This window comes from Amycolatopsis sp. WGS_07 (assembly GCF_045278895.1).
Taxonomy (GTDB): domain Bacteria; phylum Actinomycetota; class Actinomycetes; order Mycobacteriales; family Pseudonocardiaceae; genus Amycolatopsis.
Genome location: NZ_CP136053.1, coordinates 3109464 through 3123916, shown reverse-complemented (window position 1 = coordinate 3123916; position 14453 = coordinate 3109464). Strand labels below are relative to the sequence as shown.

The 14453-nt window shown below is 68.9% G+C and carries 16 protein-coding genes, 1 tRNA gene and 1 pseudogene; 8 read left to right on the top strand and 10 right to left on the bottom strand.

All coding sequences use genetic code 11. The features are described 5' to 3' along the window. The first annotated feature begins 24 nt into the window (after window positions 1–24). Window positions 25–774 (top strand): trypsin-like serine peptidase, encoded by a 750-nt coding sequence (locus tag RPX00_RS14725; protein WP_406640092.1) that lies wholly within the window; start codon window positions 25–27, stop codon window positions 772–774. Between the two features lie 13 nt (window positions 775–787). Continuing rightward, entirely contained in the window at window positions 788–1009 is a 222-nt protein-coding gene (locus RPX00_RS14720) for an RNA-binding S4 domain-containing protein (protein WP_378301758.1), read from the top strand. A 437-nt stretch (window positions 1010–1446) separates the two neighbouring features. Here RPX00_RS14720 and RPX00_RS14715 read toward each other — a convergent pair. Continuing rightward, window positions 1447–2387 (bottom strand): annotated as a pseudogene (locus tag RPX00_RS14715) (Ldh family oxidoreductase). A 92-nt stretch (window positions 2388–2479) separates the two neighbouring features. Here RPX00_RS14715 and RPX00_RS14710 point away from each other — a divergent pair. Next, entirely contained in the window at window positions 2480–2761 is a 282-nt protein-coding gene (locus RPX00_RS14710) for a DUF2277 domain-containing protein (protein WP_406640090.1), read from the top strand. Window positions 2762–2769: 8 nt separating this feature from the next. On the opposite strand, the gene RPX00_RS14705 is transcribed toward RPX00_RS14710, so the two are convergent. The 4 genes from RPX00_RS14705 to RPX00_RS14690 form a co-directional block, all read right to left on the bottom strand. Next, window positions 2770–2967: a KTSC domain-containing protein gene (locus RPX00_RS14705; RefSeq protein ID WP_406640089.1), complete on the bottom strand. Its 198-nt coding sequence runs from the start codon at window positions 2965–2967 to the stop codon at window positions 2770–2772. A 315-nt stretch (window positions 2968–3282) separates the two neighbouring features. After that, window positions 3283–3645 carry a hypothetical protein gene (locus tag RPX00_RS14700; RefSeq protein WP_406640087.1) on the bottom strand — a complete coding sequence of 121 codons (363 nt, stop codon included), beginning with the start codon at window positions 3643–3645 and terminating at the stop codon, window positions 3283–3285. Window positions 3646–3785: 140 nt separating this feature from the next. After that, window positions 3786–3870 (bottom strand) — tRNA-Ser (locus RPX00_RS14695). A gap of 2 nt (window positions 3871–3872) precedes the next feature. After that, complete coding sequence (locus RPX00_RS14690; RefSeq protein ID WP_406640086.1) at window positions 3873–4364, bottom strand: MarR family winged helix-turn-helix transcriptional regulator; 492 nt, start codon at window positions 4362–4364, stop codon at window positions 3873–3875. A 511-nt stretch (window positions 4365–4875) separates the two neighbouring features. Here RPX00_RS14690 and RPX00_RS14685 point away from each other — a divergent pair. Then, window positions 4876–5808 carry a neutral zinc metallopeptidase gene (locus RPX00_RS14685; protein ID WP_406640084.1) on the top strand — a complete coding sequence of 311 codons (933 nt, stop codon included), beginning with the start codon at window positions 4876–4878 and terminating at the stop codon, window positions 5806–5808. 20 nt (window positions 5809–5828) lie between these two features. Continuing rightward, window positions 5829–6806, top strand: coding sequence for an NAD(P)H-quinone oxidoreductase (locus RPX00_RS14680; protein WP_406640083.1), 978 nt, complete (start codon window positions 5829–5831; stop codon window positions 6804–6806). A gap of 3 nt (window positions 6807–6809) precedes the next feature. Here RPX00_RS14680 and RPX00_RS14675 read toward each other — a convergent pair whose 3' ends face one another. Continuing rightward, window positions 6810–8009: a cysteine desulfurase-like protein gene (locus RPX00_RS14675; protein WP_238603589.1), complete on the bottom strand. Its 1200-nt coding sequence runs from the start codon at window positions 8007–8009 to the stop codon at window positions 6810–6812. Window positions 8010–8112: 103 nt separating this feature from the next. On the opposite strand from RPX00_RS14675, the gene RPX00_RS14670 reads away from it, so the two are divergent. Further along, a complete protein-coding gene (locus RPX00_RS14670) occupies window positions 8113–8694 on the top strand; it encodes a bacterial proteasome activator family protein (RefSeq protein WP_406640082.1) in 582 nt (193 codons plus the stop codon). Between the two features lie 18 nt (window positions 8695–8712). Here RPX00_RS14670 and RPX00_RS14665 read toward each other — a convergent pair whose 3' ends face one another. From RPX00_RS14665 to RPX00_RS14655, 3 genes are read right to left on the bottom strand one after another with little or no spacing between them, the layout of a single operon-like run. Continuing rightward, window positions 8713–9858, bottom strand: a complete 1146-nt coding sequence (locus RPX00_RS14665; protein WP_406640081.1) for an epoxide hydrolase family protein — start codon at window positions 9856–9858, stop codon at window positions 8713–8715. Between the two features lie 43 nt (window positions 9859–9901). Then, on the bottom strand, window positions 9902–10867 hold the full coding sequence (locus tag RPX00_RS14660) for a spore coat protein (protein WP_406640079.1): 966 nt from the start codon (window positions 10865–10867) through the stop codon (window positions 9902–9904). Next, window positions 10864–11601 carry a cytidylyltransferase domain-containing protein gene (locus tag RPX00_RS14655; protein WP_406640078.1) on the bottom strand — a complete coding sequence of 246 codons (738 nt, stop codon included), beginning with the start codon at window positions 11599–11601 and terminating at the stop codon, window positions 10864–10866. Before RPX00_RS14655 ends, RPX00_RS14660 begins: the two co-directional genes overlap by 4 nt. A gap of 62 nt (window positions 11602–11663) precedes the next feature. Here RPX00_RS14655 and pseB point away from each other — a divergent pair, with 62 nt between their 5' ends. Then, on the top strand, window positions 11664–12647 hold the full coding sequence (gene pseB, locus RPX00_RS14650; protein ID WP_406640077.1) for a UDP-N-acetylglucosamine 4,6-dehydratase (inverting): 984 nt from the start codon (window positions 11664–11666) through the stop codon (window positions 12645–12647). Next, window positions 12640–13776 carry a DegT/DnrJ/EryC1/StrS family aminotransferase gene (locus RPX00_RS14645; protein ID WP_406640076.1) on the top strand — a complete coding sequence of 379 codons (1137 nt, stop codon included), beginning with the start codon at window positions 12640–12642 and terminating at the stop codon, window positions 13774–13776. Before pseB ends, RPX00_RS14645 begins: the two co-directional genes overlap by 8 nt. Before the next feature lie 220 nt (window positions 13777–13996). On the opposite strand, the gene RPX00_RS14640 is transcribed toward RPX00_RS14645, so the two are convergent. Further along, window positions 13997–14443 carry a DUF4345 domain-containing protein gene (locus tag RPX00_RS14640; RefSeq protein ID WP_406640075.1) on the bottom strand — a complete coding sequence of 149 codons (447 nt, stop codon included), beginning with the start codon at window positions 14441–14443 and terminating at the stop codon, window positions 13997–13999. Window positions 14444–14453: the final 10 nt, after the last annotated feature.

Genomic DNA, 14453 nt, shown 5'->3' with positions numbered 1-14453 from the left:
ACGAGGACCAGACCAGGAGGTGGCATGCGGCGCACGGTGATCGGGCTGTTCGCACTAGTGAGTGCGAGCGGCACCATCGTGGCGTGCGCTGAGCACGCAGCGGAACCGAAGGTCGCGGCGTCGACCCCGGCGAAGCCGATCCAAGCGTCCATCGGCGCGTTGTTCGTAGACGGCTCGCACTACTGCACCGCAAGCGTCGTACACAGCCCCCGCGGGGACGAGTTGCTCACCGCCGCACACTGCATCCACGATGGCGAAGGCGGCGGCTACCTGACCAACGTCACGTTCGCCCCAGGCTTTCACGACGGCGTCGCTCCCTACGGGTACTGGCAAGTCGGCGACGAGGTAGTCGCTCAAGGCTGGATAGATTCGTCCGATCCCAACCTAGATGTCGGCTTCGCAACTGCCCACCAAGAGGGCTCCCCCGAACCCCTCGAAGCAGTGACCGGCGCCAACCAACTAGGCACGAACGGCCCCTTCGCGCGCCCGGTAACGGTGGCCGGCTACCCAGACGGCGTGGACGAGGTCGCCACCTGCGAAACCCACACCCAACAACAGGACGAACACCAGCTAAGACTCGACTGCCCCGGCTTCGCAACCGGCACGAGCGGCAGCCCACTAGTAGCCGACCCCGCGCCAGACACGAAGACGGGCACAGTAGTAGGCGTAATCGGCGGCTACGAAGCAGGCGGCTACACCGACGACGTGTCGTACTCGACCTATTTCGACGACCAGATCACCGAGCTGTACAACCGAGCGACGACAACCCCGTGACATGATGCGCCCCATGAGCACGCGCGACGTCCCGATCACCGGCGAACCAATCCGGCTGGGCCAGTTCCTGAAACTGGCCGACCTCGCAGACAACGGCTCACACGCGAAAGACCTGATCGACGCGGAAGAAGTCACGGTCAACGGCGAGATCGAAACCCGCCGAGGCCGCCAACTCGCAAACGGCGACGTAGTCGCGGTCGGTGCTGAGGAAGCCCGCGTCTCCCTGGAAAACTGACCCTCCCACTGGGCTCACCTCGCCAGCGCAAGGCCCGTGAGGGCCACCTTCACAGACACTGATTCCCCCAGGGTTCCCCTCACGACCTTCAACACCACCGCGCATCTCGCCACGCCCCCCGGCATTCCCTCAAGGGGCCCTTCACGGACCCACCCCCACCCGCCGATGCCCCCAATGTGGCGTTGGTTGCATCTGACGCACCCAATGCCACATTGGGGCGCTAGCCCCACCCGCCGCGAACGGCCACCGATGCACCCAAAGATCGAGGCACCCAGCCCCACCCCCGCACCCCGATACGAAGCCTCCCTGCGGGCGGTGGGTGCTTGTCAAGGCATCTTTCCCGCCTTGACAAGCACCCACCGCCCGTCAGCACAATCGGGCTTCGGGGTGCCCCACGCAAGCAGCCGAGGCAATGTCGCCGCCAGGCGACGAGCCCCTCACCCCACAGTGGTCAACGGCTTCCTCCCCAACTTCAACGCCAGAGAATCCAACTGCCTCCGCACCGCCGCCTGCAACGGCACCCCCAACGCCCGGCACTGCTCGAGATACTGCGCCTCCCGCCACCCGGGATACCGAACCGGCGCACCCCCTCCCACCCGAGCATGCTCCCGAACACCGCACTAGCCGCCCGATAAAACCCATCCGCACTGCGCAACGTCGTAGGCGCGATCGCCAACACCAGCAACCCGGTGTCATGCTCATGATCAGCAACCCCGGACAGCACCCCGGCCAGCACATCCACCATCAACGCGAACCCAGCGAACTGCGGATTCCGCGCGGTATCAGCGAGATCGACATCGAGCACGAACTCCGGATACGCCCCCGCCGGCGCCGCCATTCCCAGCGGATGCACCGGCTGATCGGCGTACCCACCGGCAGCCATCACCACCCCGATCATCCCGTGCGGCAACGCCCGCGCCGCGTGATGGCCGACCCGGCCGAACGGCCCCACCCCGCGCAGGGACAGCAACCCGACGCCGAACCGCCCGGCCCGCTGCACCGCGCGGTCCATCGCGTCGCCGACCGCCCACAACCCGGACGCCCGCCGGTAATCGATCAGCGCGGCGGCTCCTCGGTCCGCGATCAGCAATGGTTGCGCGGCGGGACTGACGAATCCGTTTTCTATCGCGGGCAGGTGCACCCGCGTCAATTCCCCGACCCCGGTTTCGGGCGCACCGGTGAGATCGCCGTGGCACAGCGCTTCCGCGGCCGGACGCGCGCGGTCTTCGGGAAAGCCTTGTGCCATCAGGACAACGGAAACGAGCGTGACCAGTTCGTCGGCGGGAACGCGGTGCCAGGCCTGCTCGGGAATCGGGGTGTCGGCGGGAACTTCCGGAATGGGACGGCTGGAGCGAAGGGCACGCGGTCTGAGGGGCACTTCATCAAGGTTGCCGGGCGATCTCGGACCCCGTCAACGAGGTTGGCCCTAGAGTGTGATGCGGTCAGCCGAAGACACGTACCCTGAACGACATGTGCCGAAACATCACGACGCTCCGCGGCCTGCAGCCCGCCGCCACCACGGAAGAGATCGAAGCCGCGGCACGCCAGTACGTGCGCAAAGTGACCGGGGTGCAGTCCCTTTCGGACGCGACGCGCGAACCGTTCGAGGCGGCGGTCGCCGAAATCGCCGGAATCACCGCGCGGCTGCTGGAGGAACTCCCGCAGCGCCGCCAGCCGCCGGCGACCGTGCCGCCGCTGCGCCGTCCGGAGGTCCAGGCGCGGATCGCCCAGCGCGAGGCCAAGAAAGCCTGACGCCGCAATCACTCCACGGCTTGCCCGGGAAACCGCGGTTTGATCTCCCCGTTCAGGTACCGCCCTGGGCTCTCGGCGGCCATCAGCTCGCGATGCACCCGCGCGGGCACGAGGTGGTAGCGGTAAACGCTGCCGTTGTGAAACCCGATCTCCAGCACGGAATTCGCGGCGTCGTAGCCGACGTCGCGAATGACGGAAGACTCCACGGGAACTCGGCGCACAGCACTGGCCAGGGTACCCGCGCGTCCGCCGGACCCCGCCAGCCGAAGCAAGCCGAAGAAAACGGCCCCGGTCTCCCACGCGAACGCGGAATCCGGGGCCACCCTGCGACGGGCAAGCGGAAGCGGAGGGATTTGAACCCCCGGTAGGTTTCCCAGCGGACGCTTTCAAGCTGAACGGCGGTTAGCGCTGTACTCACCTGGGGATTTTCGGGTCGCCTAAGGACGTAGACCGCGCAGGCGAGTGCAGTGGTTGTCCATCCATGGAGGCTCACACAACCCGGTAAGGCTAGGCCATGCTTACTAGCTTCGGGAACTAGGTGGTGTCGCCTTCAGGCTCTTGCTGAATCGGTCGTCCCAGTCTCCGTCCCGATCAAAGCTGGCCGCGCGACAACCAACCGAACCGGTGACGTGCTCCCACCGGGAGTCGCCGAGGCGCCAGATCGGATGCTTGCAGTTGGCACAGTCGACGCGGACGACAGCGTCAGCCTGAACGCTGTCGACTTCACGCCGACGTTTGTCAGCCAATGCACGAAGCTTCACCAGAACCTCTTGGCCGCTCAGCTCTGGCTCGATGGCCAACATGTCGTGGACCAAGTCCACCGCGTCTTCCAGTTGCTCGGCGTAAGCGTTCAGTTCGCCAACTGCACGTCCGACGTCACCCATGGCGCTCCCCGGAACCTCGGTTGGCAGGCAAGCTGCCTGTAAATCGGCCGAAGCGAGCGTATTGGATGCACTGTGCCCGCTCAACGACGTACTGCAAAAGAGGCCGATGACCCGCGCTGACGCAGGCTATCGGCCCCAAGCGGAAGCGGAGGGATTTGAACCCCCGGTAGGTTTCCCTACGGACGCTTTCAAGGCGTCTGCATTCGGCCGCTCTGCCACGCTTCCTTCTAGGTCAGGGTATCGCGCCGTCCTTCCACGTCGTCCAGGTGTTCGAGGACGCGGGTGAACGCCGTGGTCACCGCGGCCTGTTCGGCGGGCGTCAGCAGGTCGATCAGGTGCTTGCGGGCACCGCGCACGTGCGTCGGGGCGGCTTTGTCCAGTACGCGCTGGCCCGCGTCGGTCAATGCGGTGAGCACGCCGCGTTTGTCCTCCGGGTCCGGGCGGCGCGCGACCAGGCCGGCGGCCTCCAGTTTGCCGATCTGGTGCGACAGCCTGCTCTTCGTCGAGCCGAGCAGCGCCGCCAGCTCCGTCATCCGGGTGCACCGGTCCGGGGCCAGGTTCAGGCACACCAGCACCTCGTAGTCGGCGAGCGAGATGCCGTGGGCTTCGGTCAGCTCCCGGTGCAGCCGCTGGCGCAGCCGGAGCGACGCGACGATGTACGCGCGCCAGGCGTGCTGTTCGTCGGGATCCAACCAGCGCACGTCCTGGTCATCGCTCATGCCGGAAGCGTAGAAGGCCGGTTTCGCACCGCCTGGCACGACCCGCCGTGAAAATTTCCGGCCGAACTTCCCCCAATGGAGGGTTACGAAAAGGTTGAGACTCGGCGCGAAGAAGCGCATCCTCGGTGTCAGCGGAGGGATGACGAGGATCCCGGAGCGCGCCGAAGGGCACGCCGGTCCGGTCTCCCCCGGGAAGGGCCAGGTGGTGGCATGGCAGGTAGTTCCCGCGGTTGACCGCCCGCTGTGTCCCCGCGACCGGCACGGCCCCGTTCCGGTTCGGTCGCGATTGCGAACAGCACGAGCACCCCGTGCGCTCGGCATCGGCCACGCGCACCCGGCGTCGTTCTGGCACTGCTTCACTTCGCGGCCTCGGCACCGCGAAGGCACTGCCGGACGCCAGCCCGGCCGGTGGCCAACCGCTGTCAACGAAACCTCGGTAGTACCTGGGTGCGGCCCCCAGCGCAGGGGCCGCACCCAGCCTCGTTTCCGGGTTTGCGGCTACCCTTTCCGCGTGCGATTCGACGACAACGCGGATCTGGATTCCTCCGAAGTCCAGGACCTGCGCGGCAGCGGCGGAGGCGGCGGCATCGGCGGCCGCGTGGCCATCGGCGGCGGTGGGCTCGGCATCGTCGGCCTGGTCATCTACTTCCTGTTTTCCCAGTTCGGCGGCGTCCCCAGCACCGGAACCTCGCCCGCGGCGGGCGGCATCGGGCTCGGCGACGTCCAGTCCGGGCAGCAGCTCGACGCGGGCACGCTCGCGAAGAAATGCCGTACCGGGGCCGACGCGAACCGCGACCACGACTGCGCGATCGTCGCGGTCGTCAACTCCGTCCAGGACTACTGGACCCAGGAGTTCTCCCGTTCCGGGCAGACCTACCGCAAGGCGACCACCCGCTTCTTCACCGGCGGCGTGCGCACCGGCTGCGGCAACGCGACGTCGGACACCGGGCCGTTCTACTGCCCGGCCGACTCGCACGTGTACATCGACCTGTCGTTCTTCAACGAGCTGAAGACCCGCTTCGGCGCGAAGGGCGGGCTGTTCACCGAGGCGTACGTGCTGGCCCACGAATACGGCCACCACGTGCAGAACCTCACCGGCACGTCCAAGCGCGGCACCGGCTCCGGACCGACATCCGGTTCGGTCCGGCTGGAACTGCAGGCCGACTGCTACGCCGGCGTGTGGGCCAACCACGCCAGCACGACCCCGACCAGCTCCGGGAAACCGCTGGTCCAGGACGTCACGCAGGACGACATCTCGCGCGCGCTGGACACCGCAGCCCGGATCGGTGACGACTACATCCAGAAGAACCTCGGCAACGGCCACGTCGACCAGTCGAGCTTCTCGCACGGCACGTCGGCGCAGCGCGAGAAGTGGTTCACCACCGGCTACCGCACCGGCCAGCCCGCGAGCTGCAACACCTTCAGCACCAACGATCTCGGCTGACCCGGGATACAGTCGGGCGCATGCACGCGATCACGATCCGCGAACCCGGTGCCCCTGACGTGCTCGAATGGACCGAGGTCCCCGATCCGGAACCCGGGCCCGGCGAGGTGCTGCTGGACGTCACGGCCAGTGCGGTCAACCGCGCCGACCTGCTGCAGCGCCAGGGCAACTATCCGCCGCCGCCCGGGGCGAGCGACATCCTCGGGCTGGAATGCTCGGGCACGATCGCCGAACTCGGCGAGGGCGTCGAGGGCTGGCAGGTCGGCGACGAGGTGTGCGCGCTGCTCGCCGGCGGCGGGTATGCCGAGCGCGTCGCGGTCCCGGCCGGGCAGCTGCTGCCGGTGCCCGCCGAGATCGAGACGATGTCCGCGGCCGGGTTGCCCGAGGTGGCCTGCACGGTGTGGGCGAACGTCGTGATGCACGCCGGTCTCGGCGAAGGCCAGGTGCTGCTGGTGCACGGCGGCGCGGGCGGTATCGGCACGCACGCGATCCAGGTGGGCAAGGCGCTCGGCGCGACCGTCGCGGTCACCGCGGGTTCGCCCGAGCGGCTCGAACGCTGCAGCCAGCTCGGCGCCGACATCGCGATCAACTACAAGGAGCAGGATTTCGTCGAGGTGCTGCGCGCCGAGACGAAGGGCGCCGACGTCATCCTCGACAACATGGGCGCGAAGTACCTCGGCCGCAACGTCGACGCGCTCGCCGCCGACGGCCGCCTGGTCATCATCGGCATGCAGGGCGGGATCAAGGGCGAGCTGAACATCGGCAAGCTGCTGGGCAAACGCGCGAGCGTGTACGCGGCCGGGCTGCGCTCGCGTCCGCTCGACCAGAAAGCGGCCATCGTCGCGGATGTCCGGAAGCGGTTGTGGCCCTTGGTGGAACAGGGTTCGGTGCAGCCGATCGTCGGCGACGTGGTGCCGATGGCCGAGGCCGCGTCCGCGCACCGGATGCTCGAGGAGGGCAGCATCTTCGGGAAGGTTTTGCTGGCCGCGAAGTCCTGACGGTCAGCGCAGTTCTTCCAGCACCCGCACCAGCTGGTTGATCTCGAACACGTTGGAGTAGTGCGCCAGACCGATCCGCACCGCTCCGCCGACCTCGCCGACGCCCAGCGACGCGAACACGCCGCTGGTGCCGTCGTCGGCGAAGGCGCACAAACCTTGCGACGCCAGGTATTCGGCGACCTGGGACGCTTTCGCGCCGGCCACCGCGAAGGCGAGCGCGGGGATCCGGCGCATCGCGTCGCCGATCACCATCACGTGCCGCAGCGAGCGCAGTTCCGTGGACAGCTGCGCGAGCAGGCCCGCGTGGTACGACTTGGCCGAGCCGAGCGACGTCACGAGGCGTTCGCGGCGGGAGCCGGTCGCGGCGTCGTCCAGGCCGGCGAGGTAGTCGATCGAAGCGACGACGCCGGCCAGCAGCGGGTAGGCGTGCGGGCCGAGTTCGAGCCGTGCGGGACCGGTCGCGGCCGGGTCGAGCGACACCGACGAGATGCGCTCCAGCAGCTCCGGATCGCGGAACACCAGCGCCCCGACCGCGGGTCCGCCCCACGAGGGAGCGGAGACGACCATGACGTCGGCACCGAGTTCTTGCAGGTCAAGCGGCACGAACGGGGCCGCGTAGGTCGCGTCGACCACGACGAGCGCCCCGACCCGCTTGGCGAATTCGATCACCGTCGGCACGTCCGGCCGGGTCCCGACGGACCCGGACGCCAGCGTCACCGACACCGCTTTCGTCCGCGCGGACACGAGGTTCTCGTACTGCCACGCGGGCAGTTCGCAGGTCTCGATGTCGATCTCGCTCCAGCGCACGACCGCGCCGACGCGTTTCGCGGCGCGCCGCCACGGTGCGATGTTGGCCTCTTCGTCGAGCCGGGAGACGACGACCTCGTCGCCGATCGTCCAGCGTTCGGCGAGCGCGTCGACGAGCCTGCGCAGCAGCACCGGCGCGCTCGGGCCGAGCACGACGGCGGCCGGGTCCGCCCCGACCAGATCTGCCACGGCCCGGCGGGCCGCGGTGACGATGCTTTCCGCCCGCTGGGAGGCCGGAAAGGCTCCGCCCGGCCCGGACACCGGGGCCCGCATCGCCGTCGAAACGGCCGAAGCGACCTGTTCGGGCACGAGCATTCCGGCGGCGCCGTCGAAGTGAATCCAGCCGTCGCCAAGCGCGGGGAACAGCCCACGGATACGAGCGACGTCGAACGCCATGGTGACACCGTACGGACGTGCGGTTTCGCGGTTGCCGCGGGGTTGGGCAGAACTGCCCGAACGGCCGCTAGGCTCGGGGCAGGACCGCCAGTCAGCGACGGGGATGGAGCACATGAGCGAGCCGAACTTCGGGGGAACGGGCGCGACCGGGGACGGAACGGACGCGCCGCACGTGGTCGTCGTGGGACCGGACGGGGTCCCGGTCGGCACCGCGCAGGTCGCCCCCGACGGCGAGGAGAACGAGTCCGTCGGGGACCTGGTCGAGGAACCGGCCAAGGTGATGCGCATCGGCACCATGATCAAGCAGCTGCTGGAGGAGGTCCGCGCCGCGCCGCTGGACGACGCCAGCCGCAACCGCGTCCGCGAGATCCACCAGACGTCGGTGCGCGAGCTGGAGCAGGCCCTCGCGCCGGAGCTGCGCGAGGAACTGGAGCGGCTCGTGCGGCCGTTCACCGAGGACCAGACGCCCTCGGACGCCGAACTGCGGATCGCGCAGGCCCAGCTGGTCGGCTGGCTGGAGGGGCTGTTCCACGGCATCCAGACCGCGCTGTTCGCGCAGCAGATGGCCGCGCGGGTGCAGCTGGAGCAGATGCGCCGCGGGCTGCCCGCGGGGTCGTCCGGCTCCGGTGGCCACCCCGGCGAGGGGCACGGGCACGGCATCACCGGAACCGGGCAGTACCTCTAGCTCTTCGCTAGCTCTTCGCTAGCTCTTCGCGCAGAAGAACGCTCGGAGATCCCCGATCAGCAGGTCGGGTTCTTCGAGCGCCGGGAAGTGCCCGCCGCGCGGCATCTCCGTCCACCGCACGATCCGGTCGGTGCGCTCGGCCAGGTGCCGCAGCGGGAGCCCGATGTCGTCCGGGAACACCGCGACCGCCGTCGGCACGGTCGACGACGGGGGCGGCGCGCCCCACTGGCCGTCCTGGTCGGCGTAGATCCGCGCGGACGACGCGGCGGTGCGGGTGAACCAGTAGAGCGAGACGTTGGCGAGCAGGTCGTCCCGGTCGATCAGGTCGTGGTCGGTGTTCGAGAAGGCCCGGAACTTCTCGGCGATCCAGGCCAGCTGGCCGGCCGGGGAGTCGGTGAGCCCGTACGCAAGCGTTTGCGGCTTGGTGGACTGGATCATCGCGTAGCCGAGGCCGGTGTACTGGAAGGCCCGCGACTTCGCCAGCGACCGCTGCCCTTTCGCCAGCTCATCCCCGGTGAGCCCGGCGAGGTCGGCCTCGTCGCGAGCCACCGCGGACGGCAGCATCGTGACGTGCGCCCCGATGATCCGGTCGGGGAACTGGACGCCGAGTTCGCGCGAGATCAACGCGCCCCAGTCGCCGCCGTGCGTGCCGAATTCCGGGTACCCGAGGCGGGTCATCAGCTCCGCCCACGCCCGCGCCGTGCGCGCCGGACCCCAGCCGCGGTCCGGCGTCGGCCCGGAAAAGGCGAACCCGGGGACGGACGGAACGACGACGTGGAACGCGACGTCCGGGTCGCCGCCGTAGGCCCGGGGGTCGGCGAGCGGGCCGATGAGGTCGAGGAATTCGACGATCGAGCCCGGCCAGCCGTGTGTGAGCAGCAGCGGGACGGCGTCCGGTTCGGGGGACTTCAGGTGCAGGAAGTGGACGTTCGCGCCGTCGATGGTGGTGGTGAACTGCGGGAAGCCGTTGATGCGTTCTTCCTGCGCCCGCCAGTCGAAACCGAGCCGCCAGTAGTCGGCGAGGTCCTGGACGGCTTCGACGGGGATGCCGAGGTCCCAGGCCGGATCGGCGAAGGGGTCGGGCCAGCGGGTATCGGCCAGGCGGCGGTTGAGGTCGTCGAGGTCGGACTGCGGGATGTGGATCCGGAACGGGGTCTCGGTCATGCCAAGGAGGTTAGGAAGGATTGCGGACTGTTTCGGTCCTCAATCAGAACCCGGCTAGCGCGTCCAGCACCCGGTCCACTCCCCGGCCGTCCACAGCGGACCGTCCGCTTGCCGAAAGCCGCGACCGCAGCGAAGCGTCCGACAGCAACTGCCGCAACGTTTCGGTCGCCTCCGGCAGCCGTTCGGCCAGCGTGTCCGCCGGTCCCAGGCCGCACGCCAGTCCTCGGTCCAGTGCCGCCCGGTATCCAGGCGCCTGGTTGTCCACCAGCTGCACCGCGGCCGTCGGCACGCCGAGGCAGCACAGCTCCAGAAAGGTCACGCCGGAAGCACTGATCGCGACGTCGGTCCCGGCGAGGAGGTCCAGCAGTCCGGCATGCGGCGCGGCTACGCGGATCACCTGGCCATCCACAGTGGACGGCAGCGTCGGCGTGCCACGGACCAACGCGTCCGCGGCGAACGGCAATCCGGTGTCCGCCAGCGCCTGGAGCAGCAGCGAGACCGTCGAGGCCCACTCAGCGCCGCCGCCCAAAACCACCGTCACCTGCGACGGCGACGACGTGGTCCGGCGAGAACGCGCGCGCAGCACGACGTCTCGAAGCGGCGTGTACTCCACGCCTCGCAGCAGCAAGCCGGAGCCATCGTCGGGACGTGGGCCCGGCGCAAAGCCCGAATCCACCACCACATCCGCCGGACGACGGCCGAACACATCGTCCTCAATGGACACCAGGCGAGCACCGGCGGAGTTCACCTCGGCCCGGATGTCGCCGATGCCGTAGTGGTCCACGAGCACCGCGTCGAAGCCGGAAACCAATTCAGGCAAGGGAGAAACCGGCAAACGCGGCACCGACAGCTCGTCAAACCGCGCAGCCAGCCACTCCGCGTTGGTCGTGGCGCCGGCGAAGTGCACGTCCCAGCCCCTGGCGACCGCGCGCTCGGCGTAGGCGACCACGCGGGAGATGTGCCCGGCCCCGATGGTCGGCGAAGCGTCCGCCCGGAGCAGCAGCTTCATTGGCCGACCTTCTTCTGCTCGACGTGCGCGTTCAGCGCGACCAGGTCCGGCCGCGACCGCAGCAGCGACACCACCGAACGCCATGATCCGGGCGCATCGCCCAGTTCGGCCACGAGAGCCGAGATCAGCTCCCAGTCCTCCGCCGTGTCCAACGTGACCCGCAGGTCGTCGGCCGCCGGGCTGACCACGATTCCGGTGCACGAGTACCGGTCGGGCTGCCGGTAGATCGCCGACGTCACGTGCTCGCGATCCGCCCCGGTCGCGGTCGCCACCTGCTCGGCCAGCACCGGCGCGCGCACCAGCTCCGCGTCGAAGCCACGCGGCAGGGTGCGCACGAGCGTGGTCGAGACGTAGTCCAGCGACGGTTCGGCCCGCCACACCGCGACCAGCCGGCCGATCAACGCGGGATCGAGCAGCGGGCAGTCCGCCGTGAGACGGATCACTGCGTCCGCCGGATACTCCGAAAGCGCGAGCCCGAACCGGGCCACGACGTCGTCCAGCGGCCCTCGCACGACGCGCGCGCCGCAGCGTTCCGCTTCGGCGGCGACCGCGTCGTCCGACGCATCGTCCGAGGTCGCGACCACCACCTGGGCAACGCCGGGGGCGGCCGCGGCGGCCCGGACGACCCAGCCCAGCACGCTCCGCCCGGCGAGCGGCCGCAGCACCTTCCCCGGCAGCCGGGTGGACGACGACCGGGCCTGTATCACGGCGTTGACGCCGGGGCCTGCACGCATGGGTGACATGATGGCCTGCGGCGCCCGCGCCGATCCACGAACCCCGATCGCGGAGGTCATCGATGTCCGAGCTGGATGGTTCCAGCATCCTGCTCACCGGCGGGACCGGCTCCTTCGGCAAGGCGTTCATCGCCTACGCGCTGGCCGAGCTGAACCCCAGCCGTCTCGTGGTGCTTTCCCGCGACGAGCTGAAGCAGTACGAAGCCCGGCAGCTGTTCAACGACGACCCGCGGCTGCGCTGGTTCATCGGCGACGTGCGCGACCGCCGCCGCCTCGAACGCGCCATGCACGGCGTCGACTACGTGGTGCACGCCGCCGCGCTCAAGCAGGTCGACACCGGCGAGTACAACCCGTTCGAGTTCGTCCAGACGAACGTCACGGGCTCGCAGAACGTGATCGAAGCGGCGATCGACACCGGCGTGAAGAAGGTCGTCGCGCTGTCGACCGACAAGGCGTCCAGCCCGATCAACCTCTACGGCGCGACCAAGCTGTGCGCGGACCGGATGTTCATCAGCGGCAACCACTACGCCGCCGCGCACCCGACCCGGTTCTCCGTGGTGCGCTACGGCAACGTGATGGGCTCGCGCGGCAGCGTCATCCCGTTCTTCCGCAAGCTCGCCGAGCAGGGCGAGTCGCTGCCGATCACGCACAAGGACATGACCCGGTTCTGGATCACGCTGCCGCAGGCCGTGCAGTTCGTGGTCGACTCGTTCGACCAGATGTCCGGCGGTGAGCTGTACGTGCCGCGGATCCCGAGCATGCGGCTGGTCGACCTGGCACAGGCGATCGCCCCCGGCTCGCCGATGCACGAGGTCGGCGTGCGCCCCGGCGAGAAGCTGCACGAGGAGATGATCGCCCCCGACGACGCGCGGCGGACCCTCCGGCTCACCGACCGTTACGTCGTGCAGCCGCATCTGGCCGGCTGGGGCTACGAGTCGCCGGCCGCCGGGGAGGAAGTGCCGGAAGGCTTCGCGTACCGCTCGGACACGAACGACCTCTGGCTCGAGGCCGACGAACTCCGCGAACTGGTCGAGCAATATGCCTGAGTTTCTGCCGTACGGACGCCAGTCCGTCAGCGAAGAGGACATCGAAGCCGTCGTCGCGGTCCTGCGCGGCGACTGGCTCACCACCGGGCCCGCGGTCGCGAAGTTCGAGGCGGACCTCGCGGAGCACACCGGCGGCACGCCTGCCGTCGCGGTCACCTCCGGCACTGCCGCCTTGCATGTCGCTTATGCCGCAGCCGGAATCGGTGCGGGCGACGAGGTCGTGGCTTCGCCGATGACCTTCGTCGCCACCGCGGCAACCGCGGCACTGCACGGCGCGAAGGTGCTGTTCGCCGACGTCGAGGCGGATACCGGCAACCTGTCCGTCGACGCCGCCGCAGCCGCGGTGACTTCGCGCACGAAGGTGATCGCGGCCGTCGACTACGCCGGGCACCCCGCCGAACTGGACGCGTTGGCGAAGATCGCGCACGACGCCGACGCTTTGTTGTTGGAAGACGCCGCGCACTCGGTCGGCGGTTCGTGGCAGGGGCGGCCGGTTGGTTCGCTTGCCGATCTGACCACGTTTTCCTTCTTTCCCACCAAAAACCTGACGACCGCCGAGGGTGGGGCGGTCGTTACTGGGTCTTCGGGGTTGCTGGAACGTGCACAGGGGTTCCGCAATCATGGCTTGGTTCGGGATAAGTCGCGTCAGCGTTATCCGGATGAGGGTGCTTGGCATCAGGAAGTGCACGAGTTCGGGCTGAATTACCGGCTGCCGGATGTCTTGTGCGCGTTGGGAAGCAGCCAGCTCAAGCGGCTTGCGGAGTTCAAGCTGCGGCGGGCGGAGATCCACTCGCGGTACAACGCGGCGCTTGCGGATGTTTCTGGCGTTCTGACGCCGCCTCGTCGGGATGGTGCGGATCCGGTGTGGCATCTGTACCCGTTGCGGGTACTGGAGGGCCGCCGGCGCGCGTTGTTCGATCACTTGCGCGGGTTGGGGATCGGGGTGCAGGTGAACTACATCCCGGCTTACTGGCACCCGGTGTTCGAGGATCTCGGCTATCGGCGGGGGTTGTGTCCGAATGCTGAGGCTTATTACGAGCAGGAGCTTTCGCTGCCGCTTTTTCCGTCGCTGAGTGATGCCGATGTGGACCGGGTGATTGACGGGGTACGCGGGTTCTTCGGCATCTGACTACGGATCAGAAGCCCGGGGTTCGGCAGTTCGCCTGGCTGAGACTGTAAGCGCATGTCAGCGGGGTTCACGCTAGTTCGCGATGGGCCCTGCTGATCTCCGCTGTCTCACGATGTTTCACAGCTTGCCGCAGTCCTTGCCGTCAGCCGAGCACCACCGCATGGCTCTCGCTCCGGAACGCGGGTTTCGGGATCTGACTGTAAATCAGACGCCGACCGGCCTAGCTCCGGTCCGGCGCAGCCGCCAGATCAGCACCCGGCTTTCCCGCACGCCGACCATCCCGAAGAACCTTCGCGTGCCACAACAAAACCCCCGGCACCACAGCCAGCTCCAACACCGTCGCCGCCCTAAAAACCGGATGCGGCACCCCAGCCCGCCGCGCTGACAAAAGCCGCGGCAAGCCTCCCGCGGCAGCAGTCCCCAGCACCACCCGAGTAGTCCCCGCGCGCTTCTCCGGCCGAAGGATCGACCACCACAGCGCAACCCCGGCCGCCGTCCAGAATGTGTTTACGAAGCGGTACTCGCTGTCCACACTGGGCGTAGTCGCGGCACCACCGGGAGCACGTTCCGGCCCGCCGAGAATCCCGGTCAGCCCGGAAGCGACCGGGATCGCCCCAAGCACTCCGAGGGTGGCCAGCAACGCCTTGCGGGACTTTTCGCCTGCCATACCACCGAGA